Below are 22,559 nucleotides of genomic sequence, written 5' to 3'. Positions count from 1 at the left end.
TTCCTGTTTGTGCGTTATTACGGTATGGCGTCTTCAGCGACGTAGTTGCCTTTTTTCACCGCCTGGCGTCGCCAGAGCAGCAGAATAAAGGTGGAGATAGCGGTGCCCACCAGCGCTGCGCCAAACCAGCCCGCCGCCGCAACCACACCGCCCAACCCGGCATCGTGAAGTAAAAAGAGAGAGAAAATACCGGCCCCCGGCGTGGACAACCCGATCCCCATCGCGCCGACAATTGCGCCTGTTACCATGGAGCCGAGCACAAATGAACCTATGACGCGAAGCGGATCTTCAATCGCCATCGGAATCGCCCCTTCGGTGATGCCCGCAAGGCCGAGCAGCCACGTGGATTTACCGGTTTCAATTTCAAATGGTTTAAACAGTTTCGGTGCCAGCATCGTTGACGCCGTGACGGTGAAGGCCGACACCATTTTGACGGAAGCAAAAATCGCATAGGGACCGAATACCCCGTTAGCCATCGCTCCCAGACAGAACGCGTAAGAGGCTTTGTTGACCGGACCACCCAAATCGAATGAACACATAAACCCGAGGATCGCCCCCAGAAGCAGCGCATTCGCGCCGGACAGCCCATTAAGCCAGGCGGTGAGTGTAGTATTAAGCCAGGCCACCGGCTCACCGATCACAAACAGCATCAGGCTGCCCGCACCCAGTACGCCAATAACCGGATAGAGATAAAAGGTTAAAAAACCGTTGAAGCGGCTACTCAGGCGAATGTGATTTTTCACCCAGCGCATCAGGTAGCCCGCGATCAGCCCGCCGACGATAGCCCCCAGGAAACCGGAGCCGATCATATTGGCCGCAAGACCGGCTGCAAAGCCCGGGGTCAGCGCGGGTTTATCCGCCAGCGAGTAAGCGGTATAGGCCGCCAGAACGGGTACCATTAAAATACCGAGCATGCCGCCGCCAAGCTTGCGGTACATCCACAGCCATGAGTTTTCCTGGTCGAACAGGTGCTGCAGCCCCAGGATTTGCGCCAGCAGTACCGACACGGCCAGCACCGTCCCGCCAGCGACGATCAGCGGCACCGCAAAGGAGATACCGCTAAGGAGCGCCTGCTTGAGTTCAGTTTTAACGCTCTTTTTCATTTCCGTATCGCCATGCGCATGACGCGCATCGGTAGAAGGCTGTAGCGCCAGCGCGCGCTCAATGAGCGCTTCAGCATGGCGCAGGGGTTCCGCGACGGGCACGGAAATGGTGGGGATCCCCTGAAAACGCTCGTTCTCTTTGATCGCCACTTCCGCCGCAAAGATGCACGCTTTGGCCTCCTGCAACTGCTGCGCGGTGATGCGCCCCTCGATGCCGTTCGCCCCCTGCTTTTCGACCACCACGTTGACGCCCAGCTTACGTCCCGCTTTTTCCAGGTACTCAGCTGCCATATAGGTATGGGCAATCCCGGCCGGACAGGCGGTGACGCAGATGACGGTTGGTGCATTCACCAATGTGGCAACCTCGTCTTCCTGCGAGACACCGTTCAGCGCATCAAGCAGATCCTCCGCCGTCGCTGCAGCCATAACGCGTTCCCGGAGCGCGTCATCTGCCAGGCGAGACGTCAGCGCCGTCAGCAACTGGATATGCGTGGATCCCGCTTCAGCAGGTGGGATAGCAAGCAGGACGATCAGCTCAACGTTTTCAGGGCCGTCTACCCCCTCCCACTCCAGCGGTTCGCACAGCGTAGCAACCGCAAAAGCCGCTTCGTTCACCACGCTCGATTTACCATGCGGGACAGCCAGCCCTTCTCCCAGTGCAGTTGGCCCCTGAGATTCACGACGGTAGACCTCCGCCAGAAAAGCATCGCCATCGGTAATTTTGCCCAGCGCCACCAGCCGCATCGTAAGCTGGCGAATGGCCTCATCACGGCTGGCATAGTGCGCCTGCACGCAGACAGCACTGGAGTGGGTCAGAGTCGTCAGGTTCATAAGATCCTCACACCTAAGTTGTTATTGTCTGGCGGCAATTGTGGCAGGCAATACAATACATTTATGTGATCACTTTCACTAACAGTGCAAATTTGTATTTAAATTGTATTATTTACAAATTTTAAGCTGAAGGCATAATTCCGTGAAAAGGTATTAGAAAGGCAGGTTCTATGGGTAACAAACCGATGTACCGGCAGATAGCCGATGCGCTTCGCGAGAAAATCAATGCGGGTGAGTTAAAACCCGGCGATGCGTTACCGACGGAATCCAGTCTTCAGGAGGCGTTCAACGTTAGCCGTGTAACGGTGAGACAGGCGCTGAAGCTGCTTACGGAAGAGCAGATCGTCGAGAGCATTCAGGGCAGCGGTACCTACGTAAAAGAAGAACGCGTTAACTACGACATTTATCAGCTCACCGGCTTTTACGAAAAGCTGGCGGACCGAAACGTCGATACGCACAGCGACGTCAGCGTCTTCGAAGTGGTGAAAGCCGATGAGAGGCTCGCAGCAAAACTGGCGATCAGCCCGGACGATAAAGTCTGGCACATTAAACGCGTCCGCTTTATCAAACAAAAACCGGTGAATCTGGAAGAGACGTGGATGCCGCTGGCGATGTTCCCCGACCTCACCTGGGAAGTGATGGAGAATTCGAAATACCACTACGTTGAGCAGATCAAAAAGCTGGTTATCGATCGCAGCGAACAGGAGCTGGTGCCGATCATGCCGTCAGACGAGGCGATTGCCGCACTGTCGCTCGATCCAGCAAAGCCGATCCTGGAAAAAGTCTCCCGCGGGTTTCTGAAGGACGGGCGGGTATTTGAATACAGCCGCAACGTGTTCAATACCGACGATTACAAATTCACGCTAGTCGCCAAACGCAGGCAATAAAAAAGGCCGCTTTACAGCGGCCAACCATGTCGAAACGGACATTTTTATACTTCAACGCCCCCCTTTCGGGGAGCAGAGAGGACTTACTTAATGATGGATTTCAGTGCTTCGCCGATATCCGCCAGGCTGCGAACGGTTTTCACGCCTGCGGCTTCGAGCGCTGCGAATTTCTCATCAGCCGTACCTTTACCCCCGGCGATGATCGCGCCTGCGTGACCCATACGCTTGCCTTTCGGCGCGGTCACACCCGCGATGTAGCCCACAACCGGCTTGGTCACGTGCTCTTTAATGTAAGCAGCGGCTTCTTCTTCCGCGCTACCGCCGATCTCACCGATCATCACAATCGCTTCGGTCTGCGGATCTTCCTGGAACAGCTTCAGGATGTCGATGAAGTTAGAGCCCGGGATCGGGTCACCGCCGATGCCCACACAGGTGGACTGGCCGAAACCGTAGTCAGTGGTCTGCTTAACCGCTTCATAGGTCAGGGTACCGGAACGGGAAACGATGCCCACTTTGCCCGGCTTGTGGATGTGGCCCGGCATGATCCCGATTTTGCATTCGCCCGGAGTGATCACGCCTGGGCAGTTCGGACCGATCATGCGCACGCCTGCTTCATCCAGCTTCACCTTCACGGTCAGCATATCCAGCGTCGGGATGCCTTCTGTGATGGTGATGATCAGTTTGATGCCTGCGTCGATCGCTTCCAGAATGGAGTCTTTGCAGAACGGCGCCGGAACGTAGATCACGGTCGCGGTTGCGCCCGTTGCTTCTACCGCTTCACGCACGGTGTTGAACACCGGCAGGCCCAGGTGCGTGGTGCCGCCTTTACCTGGCGTTACGCCGCCAACCATCTGCGTACCGTAGGCAATTGCCTGTTCGGAGTGGAAAGTCCCCTGGCTACCGGTGAAGCCCTGGCAGATAACCTTGGTATCTTTATTAATTAAAACTGACATTATTTCCCCTCCACTGCGGCAACAACCTGCTGAGCTGCATCCGTCAGACTTTTCGCTGCAATAATATTCAGGCCGCTGTCAGCCAGTTTTTTCGCGCCGAGTTCAGCGTTGTTACCTTCCAGACGCACAACCACCGGAACGTTAACACCCACTTCTTCTACCGCACCGATGATGCCGTCGGCGATGAGGTCGCAACGGACGATGCCGCCGAAGATGTTCACCAGAACGGCCTTCACGTTGTCGTCAGAGAGAATGATTTTGAACGCTTCGGTTACGCGCTCTTTGGTTGCGCCGCCGCCTACGTCGAGGAAGTTAGCTGGCTCACCGCCGTGCAGCTTAACAATGTCCATGGTGCCCATTGCCAGGCCTGCGCCGTTAACCATGCAGCCGATGTTGCCATCCAGCGCCACGTAGTTCAGCTCCCACTGTGCCGCCTGCGCTTCACGCGGATCTTCCTGAGACTGATCGCGCATTTCGCGCAGATCGGACTGGCGGAACAGCGCGTTGCCGTCAGCGCCCAGCTTGCCGTCGAGGCAGATCAGGTCGCCCTGGGTGGTGATCACCAGCGGGTTGATCTCGATCAGCGCCAGATCGCGCTCCAGGAAAATGTTCGCCAGACCCATGAAGATCTTGGTGAACTGCTGAACCAGCTTGCCTTCCAGGCCCAGTTTGAACGCCAGCTCGCGACCCTGGTAAGGCATTGGGCCCGCCAGCGGATCGATAGCCACTTTGTGGATCAGATGCGGGGTCTCTTCCGCCACTTTTTCGATTTCCACGCCGCCTTCGGTAGACGCCATGAACACCACGCGACGGGAGCTACGGTCAACCACCGCGCCCAGATACAGTTCTTTCGCGATGTCGGTCGCCGCTTCCACCAGAATCTGGTTAACCGGCTGGCCGTTCGCGTCTGTCTGGTACGTTACCAGACGTTTGCCGAGCCAATGTTCAGCAAACGCACGAATTTCTTCTTTGCTCTTAACAACCTTCACACCGCCCGCTTTACCGCGACCGCCAGCGTGAACCTGACATTTAACTACCCACGGGCCGGAACCGATTTTAGATGCGGCTTCTTCTGCTTCACGCGGGGTAGTACAGGCATAACCCACCGGCGCCGGTAAGCCATACCGGGCAAACAGCTGTTTGGCCTGATATTCATGTAAGTTCATGTGTTCTATCCATCCTTCAGGGTAATCGTTATCTTCAAACCTGTAGGCCGGCGCTACGCTTATCCGGCCTACAGGGCAGGTGACGCTAAAACGTTACTAGACGTCCAGCAGCAGACGCGTTGGATCTTCCAGCAGCTCTTTAATCGCTACCAGGAAGCCCACGGACTCGCGGCCGTCGATCAGGCGGTGGTCGTAAGAGAGTGCCAGGTACATCATTGGCAGGATCTCAACTTTACCGTCTACCGCCATAGGGCGATCTTTAATGGCATGCATACCCAGGATCGCGCTCTGCGGCGGGTTAATGATCGGGGTAGACATCAGCGAACCAAATACGCCGCCGTTGGTAATGGTGAAGTTACCGCCGGTCAGGTCGTCTACGGTCAGCTTGCCGTCGCGGCCTTTCACAGCCAGCTCTTTAATGTTTTTCTCGATGTCAGCCATACCCAGGGTATCCACGTCACGCAGAACCGGGGTCACCAGGCCACGCGGGGTAGAAACCGCCATGCTGACGTCGAAGTAGTTGTGGTAAACCACGTCATCGCCGTCAATAGAGGCGTTCACTTCCGGGTAGCGTTTCAGCGCTTCAACCACCGCCTTGACGTAGAAGGACATAAAGCCCAGACGGATACCGTGACGTTTTTCAAACGCGTCACCGTACTGCTTACGCAGGTCCATGATTGGCTTCATGTTCACTTCGTTGAAGGTGGTCAGCATCGCGGTGGAGTTTTTCGCTTCCAGCAGACGCTCGGCCACACGCTTACGCAGGCGAGTCATTGGCACGCGTTTTTCGCTGCGTGCGCCCAGAGCAGGCTGCGCTGCCGGTGCTGCTGTAGGGGCTTTAGCTTCTGCTTTCGCAGGTGCTTTCGCCAGGTGCTTCTCGATATCTTCGCGCGTCAGACGTCCACCCACACCGGTGCCTTTAATGGCTGCCGCGTCCAGGTTGTGCTCAGCCAGCAGACGGCGGATCGCCGGGCTCAGTGCATCGTTGGTTTGCTCTTCCAGAGAGGCCTGCTGGCGCTGCGCTGGGGTAGACGCTTTCTCTTCAGACTTGGCGCTGGACTCTTTGCCCGCGCTGTTGCCTTCACGCAGGCGACCCAGGATCTGACGAGAGGTGACGGTGGTACCTTCATCTTCCAGCACCGCGTCCAGAACGCCATCCGCCGAAGCCGGTACTTCCAGTACCACTTTGTCAGTTTCGATTTCTACCAGCACTTCATCGCGCTTAACGGCATCGCCCGGTTTTTTGTGCCAGGTGGCGACGGTCGCATCTGCTACAGACTCAGGCAGGTCGGGAACAAGAATATCTACGCTACTCATTATGTATCCTTTAATTAATCGACGTTCAGCGCGTCATTGACCAGATCTTGTTGCTGCTTCTGGTGAACGGACATATACCCTACCGCCGGAGAGGCGGAGGCCGGGCGACCTGCATAACGCAGAGCAGACCCAAATGGAATCACTTCACGGAAATGATGCTGGCTGCAGTACCATGCGCCCTGGTTGAGCGGCTCTTCCTGGCACCAGACAAAATCATGTACGTGAGCATATTGTTTCAGCACGTCCTGCATCGCCTGATGCGGGAACGGATAAAGCTGCTCGATACGCACGATGGCGACATCTTTCTGATCGTTCTTGCGGCGCTGTTCCAGCAGGTCGTAATAAACCTTACCAGAACACATCACGACACGCTTCACGCCCTTCGGATCCAGTTCGTCAATCTCGCCGATGGCCGGCAGGAAGGTGCCGTTGGCCAGTTCATCCAGGCTTGAAACAGCCAGCGGATGACGCAGCAGAGATTTTGGTGACATCACCACCAGCGGACGGCGCATGCCGCGCAGCGCCTGACGACGCAGCATGTGGTACACCTGGGCCGGGGTAGACGGCACGCAAACCTGCATGTTCTGCTCGGCGCAGAGCTGCAGATAACGTTCCAGACGCGCGGAGGAGTGCTCCGGACCCTGTCCTTCATAACCGTGCGGCAGCAGCATCACCAGACCACACATGCGGCCCCACTTCTGCTCACCGGAGGAGATGAACTGGTCGATAACCACCTGAGCACCGTTGGCGAAGTCACCGAACTGCGCTTCCCAGATGGTCAGGGTGCGGGGTTCTGCGGTGGCGTAGCCGTATTCGAAGGCCAGTACCGCTTCTTCAGACAGCACGGAGTCCCAGACCTTGAACTGGCCCTGGCCGTTGTGCACGTGCTGCAGCGGGGTGTAGGTTGAACCGTTGGACTGGTTGTGAACCACCGCGTGACGGTGGAAGAAGGTACCACGGCCCGCATCTTCACCGGACAGACGAACAGGAATACCTTCGTCAACCAGCGTCGCATAGGCCAGGGTTTCCGCACCGCCCCAGTCGAAGAGCTTCTCGCCTGCCGCCATGGCCTGACGATCACCGTAGATTTTCGCTACGCGAGACTGCATTTCGATAGCGTCCGGTACGGTGCTGATGCGTTTAGCCAGCTCCTGCAGGCGCTTCATCTCAACCTTGTTCGGGTAGCTCTCATCCCACTCGTGGTTGAGGTACGGCGACCAGGTAAAGGAGTGCATGTTCATTGGGCGCAGCTCTTTCACTACGCATTCACCCGCATCCAGCGCGTCGCGGTAAAGATTGACCAGCTCGGTCGCATCTTCCAGCGTCGCCACTTTGTCCGCTTCCAGCTTGTCAGCATAGATTTTACGCGGGGTCGGGTGTTTTTTGATTTTCTGATACATCAACGGCTGGGTTGCACTTGGCTCGTCAGCTTCGTTGTGGCCGTGACGGCGGTAGCAGAACAGGTCGATCAGCACGTCACGTTTAAAGGTGTTACGGAAGTCGAGCGCCAGACGGGTGACGAAAGCGACCGCTTCCGGGTCATCCGCATTCACGTGGAAGATTGGCGCCTGCACCATCTTACCGATGTCGGTACAGTATGGGGTAGAACGCGCGTCCAGCGGGTTAGAGGTGGTGAAGCCCACCTGGTTGTTGATCACGATGCGAACGGTACCGCCCACTTCGTAGCCACGCGCTTTCGACATGTTCAGGGTTTCCTGAACTACGCCCTGGCCGGTAATCGCCGCATCACCGTGAATGGTGATTGGCAGAACTTTGTTGCTGCTCGGCTCGTCCAGACGATCCAGACGCGCACGAACGGAACCGATAACCACCGGGCTAACGATTTCAAGGTGCGACGGGTTAAACGCCAGCGCCAGGTGTACCAGCCCACCTTCGGTTTCGATATCAGACGAGAAGCCCATGTGGTACTTCACGTCGCCGGTGCCGAGGTGTTCTTTGTGTTTGCCCGCAAACTCGTCGAACAGATCCTGCGGTTTTTTACCCAGCACGTTGACCAGCACGTTCAGACGACCGCGGTGCGCCATGCCCAGTACAACTTCACGAGTACCGCTGTTGCCTGCGTGGCGAATCAGCTCTTTCAGCATTGGCACTAACGCGTCACCGCCTTCCAGCGAGAAGCGTTTTGCCCCCGGGAATTTCGCGCCCAGATAGCGCTCAAGGCCTTCTGCTGCAGTCAGTTCGCTGAGGAAACGTTTTTTCTCATCAGCCGAGAATGTCGCGTGGCCCGCCACGGATTCGATACGCTGCTGGATCCAGCGTTTCTCTTCTGTAGAGGTGATGTGCATGTATTCCGCGCCGATGGAGCCGCAGTAGGTTTGCTTGAGCGCGTTAATCAGTTCGCCCAGCTTCATCGTGTCTTTGCCGATGGCAAAGGAACCTACGTTAAAGCTTTCCTGGAAATCGGCCTCGGTCAGATCGTGATACGCCGGATCGAGATCGGCCACACGTTCCTGCTGCCACAGCCCCAGCGGATCGAGATTCGCATGCTGGTGACCGCGGAAGCGATAAGCGTTGATGAGCTGCAGGACTTTAACCTGCTTCGCATTGGTGTCAGGGTCGGAAATCGCAGAAGAGTAACGTGAGGCATCCTTCGCCAGACGGCGGAAATAATCACGTGTTTTGGAGTGGAATTGATCCGGTTTGACTCCCGTGCCAGGCAACTCCTGGAACATGGAACGCCAGTTTGCGTCCACTGAGTCAGGATCGGTTAAGAAGTCTTCATAGAGCTGTTCGATCCAGCTCTGGTTCGCACCAGAAAGGAAAGAAGAGTCCAGCCAGGCTTTCATTGCGCCGTTCTGCATCGTGATCCCTTAAGCATTTTTATGCTTACTTTCGCCGTAGAAACTACCACGCACACCACGTGTACGTGCCGGGGTTCACCTGCGAGCTCTTTTCATTTGGCCCGCGAAGGAACCTTTAGAAACTGTCTAGACTTCAGGGCAGTTTTTAAAGGTTTCTGCAATTTGCCCGGTGGCGCTACGCTTACCGGGCCTACTGTTACGTAGGCCGGATAAGCGCAGCGCCATCCGGCATTTTTACTTACGCACTGCGCTGCAACAGCATCGACTTAATATGGCCGATGGCGCGCGTCGGGTTCAGTCCCTTAGGACACACACTGACGCAGTTCATGATGCTATGGCAGCGGAATACGCTGAAAGCGTCACTTAATCCTTCCAGACGGTTATCGGTTTCGGTGTCGCGGCTATCGATCAGGAAGCGATAGGCAGCCAGCAGACCGGCCGGGCCGATAAACTTGTCCGGGTTCCACCAGAACGACGGGCAGGACGTAGAACAACATGCACAGAGAATACACTCGTACAACCCATCGAGTTTTTCACGCTGCTCAGGAGACTGTAAGTGCTCGCGAGCGGGTGGATTTTGCCCATTATTCAATAAGTAAGGCTTAATCTTCTCATATTGTGCATAGAATTGCCCCATGTCTACCACCAAATCACGCACGACCGGCAGGCCTGGCAAAGGACGGATAACAATTTTCTGACCAGGACGCTGCAACGCTGAAATTGGCGTGATGCAGGCCAGGCCATTTTTGCCGTTCATGTTCACACCGTCAGAGCCACAGACCCCTTCACGGCAGGAGCGGCGGAACGACAGCGTTGGATCTTTTTCTTTCAGCTGCATTAAGGCATCCAGCAGCATCATGTCGCGACCTTCCTCCGCTTCCAGGGTGTAATCCTGCATGCGCGGCGCGTCGTCTACATCCGGGTTATAACGATAAACTGAGAATTCGAGTTTCATTATCCTGTCTCCGCATTAATAAGTACGAATCTTCGGCGGGAACGCCGGACGCAGTTTCGGTTCCATGTTGACGCTACGACGCGTCATGGATTCCGACTCTGGCAGATACAGGGAATGGCACAGCCAGTTTTCGTCATCACGATCCGGGAAGTCGAAGCGGCTATGCGCGCCACGGCTTTCGGTACGGAAGTTTGCCGACACCGCAGTGGCGTAAGCGGTTTCCATCAGGTTATCCAGCTCCAGGCACTCAACGCGCTGGGTGTTGAACTCGCTGGAGGTGTCGTCCAGACGGGCATTTTTCAGACGCTCGCGGATAGCCTTCAGCTGCTCAAGGCCTTTGGCCATCGCGTCGCCTTCACGGAATACCGAGAAGTTATGCTGCATGCATTCCTGCAGCGCTTTGCGGATTTCCACCGGATCTTCGCCGTTACGGTTACCGTTCCAGCGGTTGAGGCGCGCAAGAGAGGCATCAATTTCGTCATCGGTTGCATCACGCAGCGCGCCCTGCTCGGCAATGGATTCCTGCAGATGCAGACCCACTGCGCGACCAAACACCACCAGATCCAGCAGGGAGTTGCCGCCCAGACGGTTTGCGCCGTGTACGGATACGCAGGCAATTTCGCCTACCGCGAACAGGCCAGGAATAACCACGTCTTCGCCCTGCTCGTTCACGGTCAGCGCCTGACCGGTCACTTTGGTCGGAATACCGCCCATCATGTAGTGGCAGGTTGGGATAACCGGAATCGGCTCTTTCACCGGGTCGACGTGTGCGAAGGTGCGGGACAGTTCCAGGATGCCCGGCAGGCGGGATTCCAGAACCTCTTTACCCAGGTGGTCGAGCTTCAGTTTCGCGTGTGGGCCCCACGGGCCGTCGCAGCCGCGGCCTTCACGGATTTCGATCATGATGGAACGCGCCACCACGTCACGACCCGCCAGGTCTTTCGCATTCGGGGCATAACGCTCCATGAAGCGCTCGCCGTGCTTGTTCAGCAGGTAACCGCCTTCACCGCGGCAGCCTTCCGTTACCAGAACGCCTGCACCGGCGATACCGGTTGGGTGGAACTGCCACATTTCCATATCCTGCACCGGCACGCCCGCGCGGATAGCCATACCGACACCGTCACCGGTGTTGATGTGGGCGTTGGTGGTGGACTGATAGATACGGCCTGCACCGCCGGTTGCCAGCACGGTAGCGCGGGCTTTGAAGTAGACCACTTCACCGGTTTCGATACACAGCGCGGTACAACCGACGATTGCGCCATCGGCGTTTTTCACCAGATCCAGCGCATACCACTCGGAGAAGATGGTGGTGTGGTTTTTGAGGTTTTGCTGATACAGCGTGTGCAGCAGTGCGTGCCCCGTACGGTCAGCCGCTGCCGCCGTACGCGCCGCCTGCTCGCCGCCGAAATCTTTCGACTGGCCGCCAAACGGACGTTGATAGATGGTGCCATTTTCCAGACGGGAGAACGGCAGCCCCATGTGGTCCAGCTCCAGAATCGCTTCCGGGCCGGTTTTACACATATATTCGATGGCATCCTGGTCACCGATGTAATCGGAACCTTTTACCGTGTCGTACATGTGCCATTCCCAGTTATCTTCATGGGTATTACCCAGCGCGACGGTGATACCGCCCTGAGCAGACACGGTGTGCGAACGGGTTGGGAATACTTTAGAGAGCAGCGCACAGGTCTGGCCGCTCTGGGAAATTTGCAGTGCGGCACGCATACCTGCGCCACCCGCACCAATCACAACAGCATCAAATTCTCTGACTGGCAGTTTCATTACACACCCCACACCACAACGAATCCATAAATAACGTAAACCACCAGTGCAACGACAATCGCCAGCTGCAGAGGAAGGCGAATCGCCAGTGGTTTAACGTAATCGGTCAACACCTGCCACATGCCAATCCAGGCATGAATAAGAATCGAGAACAGCGCCAGCAGGGTGAACACTTTGGTGAAGGCAGATCCGAAGAACCCACTCCAGATTTCCCACGTCAGCGTGCCGCTGGTCGCGAAGAAACCGATCATATAGATGATGTAAAGGGTGAGAACGATGGCGGTAGCACGGACCAGGATGAAGTCATGTACGCCGTTGCGTCCTAATGCGGAGGCGTTGCTTACCATACGAGAACTCCTGCGAGAAGTGAAAGCACGACAGTGATCACAAATGAAATGTTAGCGGAGCGTTTCCCGGCTTCGAAAGTCTCTTCCAGATAGCCAAAGTCCATCAGCATATGGCGAACACCCACCACAACGTGGTACGCCAGCGCAGTCAGAATGCCCCACATGATAAATTTCACGAAGAAGCTGTTCATAATGGCAGAGGCCTGGAGGAACCCTTCAGGAGAGGAGAGGCTGGTTCCCAGCAACCACAGCAAAATACCCACCGCCACAAACGTAATCACACCGGAGACGCGGTGCAAAATGGACGCTATTGCTGTTACAGGGAATCGGATCGTTTTGAGATCCAGATTGACAGGTCTTTGTTTTTTCACATTTCTTATCATGAATAACGCCCACATGCTGTTCTTATTGTTTCCTTCCTCCGGACTGCGATGCGGGTCAAGCAGCGTTCCTTTTCTATAACTGCGCGTCATGCAAAACATTGCTTCCAAATGCTAAAACGACACGTTACAACGCTGGGTGGCTCGGGATTGCAGGGTGTTCCGGAGACCTGGCGGCAGTATAGGCCGTTCACAAAATCATTACAATTAACCTACATACAGTTTGTCGGGTTTTCTCTGGAACAGTGATCAGGGTCACGATAACAACATCTTTTTAATTTTTAATCATCTGATTTGACAAATGTTAAACAATATTGTTACAAACGTCAGCAGAAAAGGCATATAATGCGCAAAAGTTATGAGGTCTCTCTTTCACCTGACAAATAGTTATGTAACAGTGTGATGGTATTGACCGAAGTTATCAGGACAGTTATTAGTGATATACAGGTTTGAATAATTCGGACTGCAAAAACGCTGATTTGCTGTTGTTTCACTGATATTTCATTCGTTTACCTGCAAGGCGCCATAGCTCTGTACCCTGGTTTGTCCTCGTGAGCTGAGCGGTAAGCCAAATAACAATCTGGTAACGGTGATTAACAGCTGAAAGCAAATTCGGTAAAGCGCAGTCTTAAGCATAAGGCGCTAAGGAGACCGTAAATGGCTGATACAAAGGCAAAGCTCACCCTGGGTGGTGACACTGCTATTGAACTGGATGTGCTAAAAGGCACGCTCGGTCAGGATGTTATTGATATCCGTATGCTGGGTTCCAAAGGAGTTTTCACCTTTGACCCTGGATTTACCTCTACCGCATCTTGCGAATCCAAAATCACCTACATTGACGGTGACGAAGGTATCCTGCTCCATCGCGGCTTCCCCATCGATCAGTTAGCCACCGAATCCAACTATCTGGAAGTGTGCTACATCCTGCTGAACGGCGAAAAACCGACGCAGGCGCAGTACGATGAATTCAAAACCACCGTGACCCGTCATACCATGATCCATGAGCAGATTACCCGTCTGTTCCATGCGTTCCGTCGTGACTCTCACCCGATGGCGGTGATGTGCGGGATCACCGGTGCGCTGGCGGCCTTCTACCACGACTCCCTGGACGTGAATAACCCGCGTCACCGTGATATTGCGGCGTTCCGCCTGCTGTCCAAAATGCCTACCATGGCGGCGATGTGCTACAAATACTCTATCGGCCAGCCGTTTGTGTATCCGCGCAACGACCTCTCCTACGCGGGTAACTTCCTGCGCATGATGTTCTCCACGCCGTGCGAAGAGTACGAAGTGAACCCGGTGCTGGAACGCGCGATGGACCGTATTCTGATCCTGCACGCTGACCACGAACAGAACGCCTCTACCTCTACCGTCCGTACCGCGGGCTCTTCAGGCGCGAACCCGTTCGCCTGTATCGCTGCGGGCATCGCCTCCCTGTGGGGACCGGCGCACGGCGGCGCGAACGAAGCGGCACTGAAGATGCTGGAAGAGATCAGCTCCGTTGAGCACATTCCTGAGTTCGTGCGTCGCGCGAAAGACAAGAATGACTCCTTCCGCCTGATGGGCTTCGGTCACCGTGTTTACAAAAACTACGACCCGCGCGCCACCGTCATGCGTGAGACCTGCCACGAAGTACTGAAAGAGCTGGGTACCAAAGATGACCTGCTGGAAGTGGCGATGGAGCTGGAACACATCGCGCTGAACGACCCGTACTTCATCGAGAAGAAACTCTACCCGAACGTCGACTTCTACTCTGGCATTATTCTGAAAGCGATGGGTATTCCGTCCTCCATGTTCACCGTGATCTTCGCCATGGCCCGTACCGTAGGCTGGATTGCGCACTGGAACGAAATGCACAGCGAAGGCATGAAAATCGCCCGTCCTCGTCAGCTGTATACCGGCTACGAGCAGCGTGATTTTAAGTCTGACCTGAAGCGCTAAAAGTTAAGCCCGGTGGCGCTACCGCTTACCGGGCCTACAAATAAATGCGAAACGTAGGCCGGGTAAGGCGTAGCCGCCACCCGGCTTTTTTACGTCTGGCACTGAGGACACCAGTAAAATGGTCGCGAAGAGAGAATGGTTCTCTCAATAATCCCGCCGCACCGCTCGCACTTTTTCCCCGCCCGATGAAACACCTTGAACCGGAACAGCGCCCCGTGATGCGTGTTCTCATCCACCACGCCGCGCGTGTTGTACGACAGCCGCGGAATATCCAGCAGCGCGTGGGATAACGCCTCCAGCTGTTCATCGCTCAGCTGAGAGGCTTTATGCTGCGCCGCCAGCCCGACTTCCCAGAGGATCTCTACCCGCAGGTAGTTACCCAGCCCGGCCAGAAAAGCCTGGTCGAGGAACAGACCGGAAAACTGTCGGTTACGGAATTTAGGTGATAAAAGCCGGGCCTTCACATCGCTCGCCGTCAGGCGCATGTCCAGCACGTCCGGTCCGACTCGCTGCAGAAACGGGTGCGTCAGCAGCTGCTCCGACGTTAACATTTCGATATCCGACGCGCTGTAGAGCAGGATCGCCTTATCCGCCGTTTGCAGCCTGACGCGCAGCACGCGGGTGGTTTGCGGCTGCTCGTCCGCCTCCACCACTCGCCAGACGCCGTAAAGCTGGTTATGGCTATATAACGTCAGGTTATGGGAGAAGTGCGTAAGCAATGCCTTGCCGCGCGTTTCGATATGGGTCACCGTCTGCCCCACCAGCTGTGATTCAAACGGTTTTAGCTGAGGAAAAGCAAACCACACATTCGTCAACGGTTTGCCCTTTATCGCCGCCTCCAGGCTATCCGCCGCGCGGCGGATCTCCGGACCTTCTGGCATGTTATTGTCCTTTCATGATTATTCTGCGCTGACCAGAATGCCCTCTTCAGAGAACGCCGCCCGCAAGCGGCGCGCGAACTGGAGCGCATGCTCGCCATCGCCGTGTAAACACACCGTATCGGCCTGAACGTTTGCCGATGTTCCGTCCACGGCGGTCACCCGCCCGGCGCGCACCATCTCCAGCGTCTGCGCCAGCGCTTTACCTTCATCGGTAATCAGCGCCCCGGCCTGGGTGCGCGGGACCAGACTGCCATCAGGCTGATAGCCGCGGTCGGCAAAGACTTCCTGACGCGTAGTCAGCCCCAGCCGCTTCCCGGCGCGAATCAGTTCGCTGCCGGCCAGACCTACAAGGATAAGCTGCGGATGACTGTCCCGCACGGCGCGGGCAATGGCGTCTGCCAGAGCAGCATCTTTCGCCGCCTGGTTATAGAGCATGCCGTGCGGCTTCACGTGGCGCATCACACCGTTCTCAGCGCGCACCATCGCCTCCAGCGCACCAATCTGGTAGAGCACCTGAGCGTAGACCGTCTCAGGCGGCAGATCCATCGCCGTGCGGCCAAAGTTCTCCCGGTCAGGAAAGCTGGGGTGAGCGCCAATCGCGACGCCGTTTTTGATGGCATTACGCACGCTCTCCAGCATGGTTTGCGCATCGCCCGCGTGAAAGCCACAGGCGATATTGACCGAGGAGACCAGCATCATCAGCGCCGCGTCGGCACTACCGCCCTCGCCCAGATCGGCATTTAAATCAATCTTTACCATCAAGCCTCCACGCCAGCTGTTCGAGATAACGCTGCTGATCCTGCCGCGCTTTCAGCGCCTCCTCCAGTGAACACTGCACGAAGTGAATCGGCTGCCCGAGAGGAATTTGCGCCAGATGGTAGCGATCGGCTTCAATGATGCAGGCAATTCTCGGGTAACCACCCGTTGTCTGCGCATCGTTCATTAACACGATGGGCTGACCGTTGCCCGGCACCTGAATGACCCCCGGCAATAACCCATGGGAGAGCAGTTCCCGGTCCGTCGTGCGGGTCAGCGGCTGACCCTGCAGGCGGTAGCCCATACGGTTACTCTGCGGGCTGAGCTTCCACGGCGAGCGCCAGAAGGACTCTTTAGACGCCTCGTCAAACTCATGATATTCCGGCCCCGGTAAGGCGCGGATCTGGTTTCCCCACAGCAGCTGTTTTACGCCCTGCGTGGTGGAGAAATGGTGCGCGGAGGGCTTGATTACCAGCCGATCGCCGTCGCGCAACAAACGTCCTTCGTGACCGCCGATCCCGGCTTTCTGATCGGTACTGGATGAGCCCAGCACCTCCGGCACGTCAATGCCGCCAGCTACCGCGAGATAGCTACGCACACCGTGTAGCGGACGTTTGAGCGTCAGACGCTGTCCGGCTTTAGCCCGCAGCCGCCAGCCGGTCCACACCGCTTTACCGTCCAGCGTCGCATCACACCCTGCGCCGGTTAAGGCAAACCAGGTCTCCTGACTAAACTCAATGACGCACTGGCCGAGCGTAATTTCGAGCGCGGCCGTACTGCCGGAGTTACCTACCAGCACGTTAGCAATCTCCAGCGCAGGCCTGTCCAACGCACCACAATAGCTCACGCCGGACTGACGCATGCCAAAGCGGCCTGCATCCTGCACAGAGGTGTAAAGCCCTGCGCGAATAAGCGTTAACATACCCCCTCCTTTTGCGGGATAAAGCGAAGGGTATCGCCGGGACGCAGGAGTATTGGCGTCTCCCGTCCGGGTTCAAATAACGGCGTCGCCGTATGCCCAATAAGCTGCCAGCCGCCGGGCGATGCCAGCGGATAAACGCCGGTTTGCTCACCACCGATAGCCACCGTCCCCGCCGGTACGCTCAGGCGCGGTTCGGCACGGCGTGGCGTATGTAACTGAGGAGGCAATCCGCCCAAATACGGGAAGCCGGGTTGAAACCCCAGGAACCAGACCACGTAGTTAACCGAACTGTGCAGCTCAACCACCTGCTTTTCCGTTAACCCACAGTGCGCTGCCACAACGCCAAGATCCGGCCCCCCCGTGCCGCCATAGACGACCGGGATCTCAATGGCACGCGATTCTGGCTCCAGCGCTTCGCTCTCTTCCCACCAGCGCTGTAGGCGTTCGATGGCATCCAGGGCTTTCGTGTGCGGGTTGCGCAGCACGACGGTGATATTGTTCATGCCCGGAATGGTTTCAACCACTTCAGGTATATCGGCCAGACGCTGCGTCAGCCGCCAGATACGCTTTTGTGTGGCAAGCGTAACCGGAGGTTCAAGTTCCAGTACGACTGCAGTTTCACCCAGAAGATAACAACGCGCTCTCTGCACTCGGGCACCTCTCATCAGGCCGGATTGGGGATATCAATAAAGGTCACATCCAGATCGGTATTTTCCGTCAGCCACTCGCTGAGGGCGCGAATGCCGCCTCGTTCGGTTGCATGGTGGCCTGCCGCGTAAAAATGAAGCCCCTGTTCACGAGCGGAGTGAACCGTCTGCTCAGACACTTCCCCCGTGATAAAGGCATCGACGCCGAAGCGCGCGGCGCTATCGATAAAGCCCTGCCCGCCCCCGGTGCACCAGGCCACACGCTTCACGGTATCTGGCCCCGTGTCGCCACACCACAGCGGACGACGTCCGAGGCGCGCTTCGATCCACGACGCCAGCTCCAGACCCGGCACCGGCATCGCCAGTTCTCCCCACGGCACCAGCGGTTCGATTTCCCCCATCACGGTAATGCCCAGCAATTGCGCTAACTGCACGTTGTTACCCAGTTCCGGGTGCGCATCCAGCGGCAAGTGGTAACCGTACAGGTTGATGTCATTCGACAGCAGCGTTTTCAGGCGGTTGCGCTTCATGCCGCGAATAATGGGGGATTCGTTCTTCCAGAAATAACCGTGGTGAACGATGACCGCATCGGCTTCCTGACGCACTGCTTCATCCAGCAGTGCCTGGCTTGCCGTCACGCCGGTGATAATTTTCTGCACCGTTTCACGCCCTTCCACCTGCAGGCCGTTCGGGCCGTAGTCGCTGAAGGAAACGCTGTTCAGTTTTTCGTTAATCAGGCTTTCCAGTTCGCTGTTTTTCATCATCACTCTCTCATACTTTGCGCGCGGCTTCGTACGCCGCCAGCGTGGCGACGCGCGCCTGTTTGTGGTCGACAATCGGACGGGGATAATCAAGCGTTACGCCCTGTTTATCCGCCCATGCCCATGGGTCGTGGATCGCTTTCGCGGGGACAACGTTAAGTTCAGGTACCCACTGGCGGATAAACTCGCCGTCCGCATCAAATTTTTGTCCCTGCGTTGTCGGATTAAAAATCCGAAAATAGGGAGCCGCATCGGTACCGGTGGAGGCCGCCCACTGCCAGCCACCGTTATTCGCCGCGAGATCGCCGTCGATCAGCTGAGAAATAAAATAGCGCTCTCCGATACGCCAGTCGATAAGCAGATCTTTCACCAGAAAGCTGGCGGTAATCATCCGCAGGCGGTTGTGCATCCACCCGGTTTCATTGAGCTGACGCATGGCGGCATCAACAATCGGAAAACCCGTCTGTCCGGATTGCCAGGCTCTGAGCTGCTTATCATTCGACTGCCACCTTACATTATCAGTCCATCGAATGAATGGGCGATGTTTACATAAATCAGGATGATACGTCATCAGGTGACGATAGAACTCGCGCCAGATAAGTTCATTGAGCCAGACAGCCCCTGAGCCACCGTCCAGCGCCTGCGGCTGTTCAGCCAGCAGGCGATGCAAACACTGGCGTGGAGAGATAGCACCCAGCGCGAGACAGGCCGACAGACGACTGGTGCCTTCAACGGCGGGAAAATCCCGACGCGCTTCGTAATCAGCCGCATTCTGTTTACAAAACTGCCGGAGTTGAGCAATAGCCGCTTTTTCATCGGCGGGGAACAGCGTTTCATCAAACGTCTGCTGAGGGTAATCAAACGTCAGCTCTGGCAGATCCGTCACGGGCTCGCCCCGCGCGGCAGGCGCGGCAACACACTCCGGCAGCGCCTCCTTCAGACGTTTGATAAAGGCGTTTTTAAACGGCGTAAAAACTTTATACATCTCGTGGTTGCCGGTCATCACGCTGCCCGGTGCCAGCATAACGCTGTCGTCAAACCCTTCACAGACGACCCCTTCCAGCACGCTTTCCAGCTGACGATCCCGCTGTTGCTCGTTGAATTCATACTGGTAGTTATAAAAAAGATGCGTGACGTCGTGCTGCTTACATGTCTCCTGCAGCGTCTGGAGCTGCGCGGCAAAATCACTCACCTCTTTATAGAGAAGCGGTATGCCTTTTCCGGCGAGCGAGTGCTGCAGATCGGTCAGATACGCCCGGAGCAAGGCCGCCTGGCGGGGGGCCATATCGTGCTGCCGCCACTGCTCGGGTGTGGCCATAAACAGTGCCAGTACGTTAGCGTCTTTGGCGCGGCAGGCTGCCGCAAGGGCGATGTTGTCATGTACGCGCAGGTCCGCGCGAAACCAAACCAGATGGGTGGGCATAAAACTCCAGGTAATTGTCCATTATGTCCGTAAGGGCATGCCGTAAAAGGAAAAAGCATGCATTGAACTACTTTGCCATGAAGTGTAGACGGGATGAAATAAAAAAGGCCGCCCGAGGCGGCCATACAGACTGCTAACAAAGTGCTTGTTGTGCGTTTCGCCCGGCGGCGCTACGCTTGCACGGGCCTACAATGAAACATGCAATGCATTAATATCTCTGCACTGTGTAGGCCGGGTAAGCGCAGCGTCACCCGGCAAGACAGAGGGCTAAATATATGCCTGTAACCTCTGACGAGGGCTTGAAGACCACCCAACGGACCGCGAATCCCGAGGGACAAAAAAACCGCCACATTGCTGTAGGCGGTTTTTTTAATGCTGTGTGTAGTCTTAGTATCAGTAGAAATCGCAGGTCGCTTTCTCGGCCTGATCCATCCACACCGGCTTCTCGCTGGTTTTCGCCCAGACGCGGTGCAGATAGCTGTAAAAACGTGCACGATCTTTCCAGAACAGCATTACCGGCAGTGCCAGCACACCAGCCACTACGGCGAAAGTGCGACGCATGAAAATGATATGAGCCGGAAACTCTTTATAAAGATCCATATTTTTCTCCCCTATAGTTGGCCGGAAACGTCATCCGGAAAATTCAAAATCTGTGACCTGGCTAAAATAATATCGCTTTGTTTGTAATTTTACTACTCATCCGACCACTTATTTTTATCCATTTAGTGAATATTTACATTCACACCGTAATTAAGTTACAAAAAAGTTAACGATTTACTTATCAATAGTTAAATTGTGGGTATCTCCATTTTTATACTTTTTTTACACCCTCCCGCCTGATTTTTGCGAAATCTTTGCGCCGTAAATCCTACCTTTAGCACAAATACAAATGTCACCCGGAGGTGGATTGTGAGTGCAGGTTTGATTGTCGGCATTGTGCTGGTGTTCCTGTTATTGGGTTATCTGGTCTACGCCCTGATCAATGCGGAGGCCTTCTGATGGCTGCTCAGGCGTTTTTGCTTATCGCCAGCTTTTTACTGGTGTTGTTCGTACTGGCAAGGCCATTGGGAACAGGACTGGCACGGCTGATCAACAACGTAGCCTTACCGGGCACGGGAAGCATTGAAAAAGGGCTCTGGCGCGTACTGGGAATACGCGATCGGGAGATGAACTGGCGTCAGTATCTGATGGCCATTCTGCTGCTAAACATCGTCGGGCTGGTTGTTCTCTTCGCCATGCTAATGCTGCAGGGTAGCCTGCCGCTTAACCCGCAGCAGCTGCCGGGCCTGTCCTGGCATCTGGCGCTGAACACAGCGGTAAGCTTTGTGACCAACACCAACTGGCAATCTTATGCCGGTGAAACCACGCTCAGCTATTTCAGTCAGATGGCTGGCTTAACCGTACAAAACTTCCTCTCTGCGGCAAGCGGGATAGCGGTGATCTTCGCCCTGACGCGTGCATTTGCCCGTCAGAATATCGGAACATTGGGCAACGCCTGGGTCGATCTAACGCGCATTACCCTGTGGGTTCTGGTACCTGTGGCACTGTTGATTGCGCTGTTCTTTATCCAGCAAGGTTCTCTGCAAAACGTGCTGCCTTATGCCCCATACACCTCACTGGAAGGCGCAAAAGAACTCCTGCCGATGGGGCCAGTGGCCTCGCAGGAAGCGATTAAAATGCTTGGCACTAACGGCGGCGGATTCTTCAATGCCAACTCATCGCATCCCTTTGAAAACCCAACGGCGCTGACCAACATGGTGCAAATGCTGGCGATCTTCCTGATCCCCGCCGCGCTCTGTTTTGCCTTTGGCGATGTGGTTAACGATCGCCGTCAGGGACGCACCCTGCTGTGGGCGATGTCGCTAATCTTCGTGGTTTGCGTAGCGCTGGTGATGTGGGCTGAATGGAACGGTAACAGCCACTTCATGCAGTTGGGTGCCAACAGCAACATCAATATGGAAGGTAAAGAGAGCCGCTTTGGCATTCTCGCCAGCAGCCTGTATGCGGTGGTCACCACGGCAGCGTCTTGCGGGGCGGTTAACGCAATGCACGACTCCTTTACCGCGCTCGGCGGCATGATCCCAATGTGGCTAATGCAAATTGGCGAAGTGATCTTTGGCGGCGTCGGCTCTGGGCTGTACGGCATGCTGCTGTTCGTTCTGCTCGCCGTATTCATCGCCGGTTTGATGATTGGCCGTACTCCGGAATATCTGGGGAAAAAAATCGACGTCCGCGAGATGAAATTAACCGCCCTGGCGATTCTGGTCACCCCTGCCCTCGTTCTGATCGGCACCGCGCTGGCGCTGATGACCGACGCCGGACGCAGCGGCATCTTTAATCCAGGCATTCACGGTTTTAGCGAGGTGCTTTACGCCGTCTCGTCTGCCGCCAACAACAACGGCAGTGCCTTTGCAGGCTTAAGCGCTAACTCACCGTTCTGGAACTGTCTGCTGGCGTTTTGCATGTTCGTGGGTCGTTTCGGCGTGATTGTGCCAGTGATGGCGATCGCGGGAGCGCTGGTGAATAAAAAAATCCAACCGGCCACCACCGGTACGTTACCGACACACGGCGCGCTGTTTATCGGCCTGCTGATTGGCACCGTACTGCTGGTCGGCGCCCTGACCTTTATCCCCGCCCTCGCGTTAGGCCCGGTCGCGGAAACCCTCTCTTTACGCTGATTTTGCG

General features: G+C 56.0%; 20 protein-coding genes. 4 read left to right on the top strand and 16 right to left on the bottom strand.

Annotated elements, in window-relative coordinates; genetic code table 11:
• Nucleotides 1-17: 17 nt before the first annotated feature.
• On the bottom strand, nucleotides 18-1,934 hold the full coding sequence (gene mngA / locus N2K86_RS06255) for a PTS 2-O-a-mannosyl-D-glycerate transporter subunit IIABC (protein ID WP_260660848.1): 1,917 nt from the start codon (nucleotides 1,932-1,934) through the stop codon (nucleotides 18-20).
• A gap of 170 nt (nucleotides 1,935-2,104) precedes the next feature.
• On the opposite strand from mngA, the gene N2K86_RS06250 reads away from it, so the two are divergent.
• A complete protein-coding gene (locus tag N2K86_RS06250) occupies nucleotides 2,105-2,821 on the top strand; it encodes a GntR family transcriptional regulator (protein WP_260660847.1) in 717 nt (238 codons plus the stop codon).
• An 83-nt stretch (nucleotides 2,822-2,904) separates the two neighbouring features.
• Here the strand turns inward: N2K86_RS06250 and sucD are convergent, their stop codons facing one another.
• The 8 genes from sucD to sdhC all read right to left on the bottom strand — a co-directional run bounded on the left by sucD (nucleotide 2,905) and on the right by sdhC (nucleotide 12,561).
• A complete protein-coding gene (gene sucD, locus N2K86_RS06245; RefSeq protein ID WP_008501094.1) occupies nucleotides 2,905-3,774 on the bottom strand; it encodes a succinate--CoA ligase subunit alpha in 870 nt (289 codons plus the stop codon).
• Nucleotides 3,774-4,940: an ADP-forming succinate--CoA ligase subunit beta gene (sucC, locus tag N2K86_RS06240; RefSeq protein WP_023310791.1), complete on the bottom strand. Its 1,167-nt coding sequence runs from the start codon at nucleotides 4,938-4,940 to the stop codon at nucleotides 3,774-3,776. The genes sucD and sucC overlap by 1 nt, the downstream gene beginning before the upstream one ends.
• Nucleotides 4,941-5,036: 96 nt before the next feature.
• Nucleotides 5,037-6,257: a 2-oxoglutarate dehydrogenase complex dihydrolipoyllysine-residue succinyltransferase gene (gene odhB / locus N2K86_RS06235; protein WP_260660846.1), complete on the bottom strand. Its 1,221-nt coding sequence runs from the start codon at nucleotides 6,255-6,257 to the stop codon at nucleotides 5,037-5,039.
• Nucleotides 6,258-6,271: 14 nt separating this feature from the next.
• On the bottom strand, nucleotides 6,272-9,079 hold the full coding sequence (gene sucA / locus N2K86_RS06230; RefSeq protein WP_089598912.1) for a 2-oxoglutarate dehydrogenase E1 component: 2,808 nt from the start codon (nucleotides 9,077-9,079) through the stop codon (nucleotides 6,272-6,274).
• Nucleotides 9,080-9,317: 238 nt separating this feature from the next.
• Nucleotides 9,318-10,034: a succinate dehydrogenase iron-sulfur subunit SdhB gene (sdhB, locus tag N2K86_RS06225; protein WP_010428707.1), complete on the bottom strand. Its 717-nt coding sequence runs from the start codon at nucleotides 10,032-10,034 to the stop codon at nucleotides 9,318-9,320.
• 15 nt (nucleotides 10,035-10,049) lie between these two features.
• Nucleotides 10,050-11,816 (bottom strand): succinate dehydrogenase flavoprotein subunit, encoded by a 1,767-nt coding sequence (gene sdhA, locus N2K86_RS06220; RefSeq protein WP_089598911.1) that lies wholly within the window; start codon nucleotides 11,814-11,816, stop codon nucleotides 10,050-10,052.
• Nucleotides 11,816-12,163 carry a succinate dehydrogenase membrane anchor subunit gene (gene sdhD, locus N2K86_RS06215; RefSeq protein ID WP_008501088.1) on the bottom strand — a complete coding sequence of 116 codons (348 nt, stop codon included), beginning with the start codon at nucleotides 12,161-12,163 and terminating at the stop codon, nucleotides 11,816-11,818. The genes sdhA and sdhD overlap by 1 nt, the downstream gene beginning before the upstream one ends.
• Complete coding sequence (gene sdhC, locus N2K86_RS06210) at nucleotides 12,157-12,561, bottom strand: succinate dehydrogenase cytochrome b556 subunit (RefSeq protein WP_020684965.1); 405 nt, start codon at nucleotides 12,559-12,561, stop codon at nucleotides 12,157-12,159. Before sdhC ends, sdhD begins: the two co-directional genes overlap by 7 nt.
• Before the next feature lie 639 nt (nucleotides 12,562-13,200).
• Here sdhC and N2K86_RS06205 point away from each other — a divergent pair.
• Complete coding sequence (locus N2K86_RS06205; protein ID WP_260660845.1) at nucleotides 13,201-14,484, top strand: citrate synthase; 1,284 nt, start codon at nucleotides 13,201-13,203, stop codon at nucleotides 14,482-14,484.
• Between the two features lie 89 nt (nucleotides 14,485-14,573).
• Here the strand turns inward: N2K86_RS06205 and nei are convergent, their stop codons facing one another.
• The 7 genes from nei to N2K86_RS06170 form a co-directional block, all read right to left on the bottom strand.
• Nucleotides 14,574-15,365: an endonuclease VIII gene (gene nei, locus N2K86_RS06200; protein WP_260660844.1), complete on the bottom strand. Its 792-nt coding sequence runs from the start codon at nucleotides 15,363-15,365 to the stop codon at nucleotides 14,574-14,576.
• Between the two features lie 18 nt (nucleotides 15,366-15,383).
• Nucleotides 15,384-16,124: a 5-oxoprolinase subunit PxpA gene (gene pxpA, locus N2K86_RS06195; RefSeq protein WP_260660843.1), complete on the bottom strand. Its 741-nt coding sequence runs from the start codon at nucleotides 16,122-16,124 to the stop codon at nucleotides 15,384-15,386.
• Nucleotides 16,111-17,043: a 5-oxoprolinase subunit PxpC gene (pxpC, locus tag N2K86_RS06190; RefSeq protein ID WP_260660842.1), complete on the bottom strand. Its 933-nt coding sequence runs from the start codon at nucleotides 17,041-17,043 to the stop codon at nucleotides 16,111-16,113. The genes pxpA and pxpC overlap by 14 nt, the downstream gene beginning before the upstream one ends.
• Nucleotides 17,037-17,693 (bottom strand): 5-oxoprolinase subunit PxpB, encoded by a 657-nt coding sequence (gene pxpB, locus N2K86_RS06185; protein WP_010428688.1) that lies wholly within the window; start codon nucleotides 17,691-17,693, stop codon nucleotides 17,037-17,039. The genes pxpC and pxpB overlap by 7 nt, the downstream gene beginning before the upstream one ends.
• A gap of 14 nt (nucleotides 17,694-17,707) precedes the next feature.
• Nucleotides 17,708-18,451: a type 2 GTP cyclohydrolase I gene (locus N2K86_RS06180; RefSeq protein ID WP_260661638.1), complete on the bottom strand. Its 744-nt coding sequence runs from the start codon at nucleotides 18,449-18,451 to the stop codon at nucleotides 17,708-17,710.
• Nucleotides 18,452-18,461: 10 nt separating this feature from the next.
• A complete protein-coding gene (gene phrB, locus N2K86_RS06175) occupies nucleotides 18,462-19,874 on the bottom strand; it encodes a deoxyribodipyrimidine photo-lyase (RefSeq protein WP_260660841.1) in 1,413 nt (470 codons plus the stop codon).
• A gap of 393 nt (nucleotides 19,875-20,267) precedes the next feature.
• The gene (locus N2K86_RS06170) at nucleotides 20,268-20,474 is read right to left on the bottom strand and encodes a YbfA family protein (RefSeq protein WP_003858637.1); all 207 of its coding nucleotides are present in this window, start codon (nucleotides 20,472-20,474) and stop codon (nucleotides 20,268-20,270) included.
• 309 nt (nucleotides 20,475-20,783) lie between these two features.
• Here N2K86_RS06170 and kdpF point away from each other — a divergent pair, with 309 nt between their 5' ends.
• Nucleotides 20,784-20,873, top strand: coding sequence for a K(+)-transporting ATPase subunit F (kdpF, locus tag N2K86_RS06165; protein WP_260660840.1), 90 nt, complete (start codon nucleotides 20,784-20,786; stop codon nucleotides 20,871-20,873).
• Nucleotides 20,873-22,552 (top strand): potassium-transporting ATPase subunit KdpA, encoded by a 1,680-nt coding sequence (gene kdpA, locus N2K86_RS06160; protein ID WP_260660839.1) that lies wholly within the window; start codon nucleotides 20,873-20,875, stop codon nucleotides 22,550-22,552. The genes kdpF and kdpA overlap by 1 nt, the downstream gene beginning before the upstream one ends.
• Nucleotides 22,553-22,559 lie beyond the last annotated feature (7 nt).

It is taken from the genome of Enterobacter mori (genome assembly GCF_025244905.1).
In the GTDB taxonomy this organism is placed as follows: domain Bacteria; phylum Pseudomonadota; class Gammaproteobacteria; order Enterobacterales; family Enterobacteriaceae; genus Enterobacter; species Enterobacter mori_A.
The sequence above is the reverse complement of the archived record's forward strand: the minus strand, read 5'-3'. Positions and strand labels throughout refer to the sequence as shown.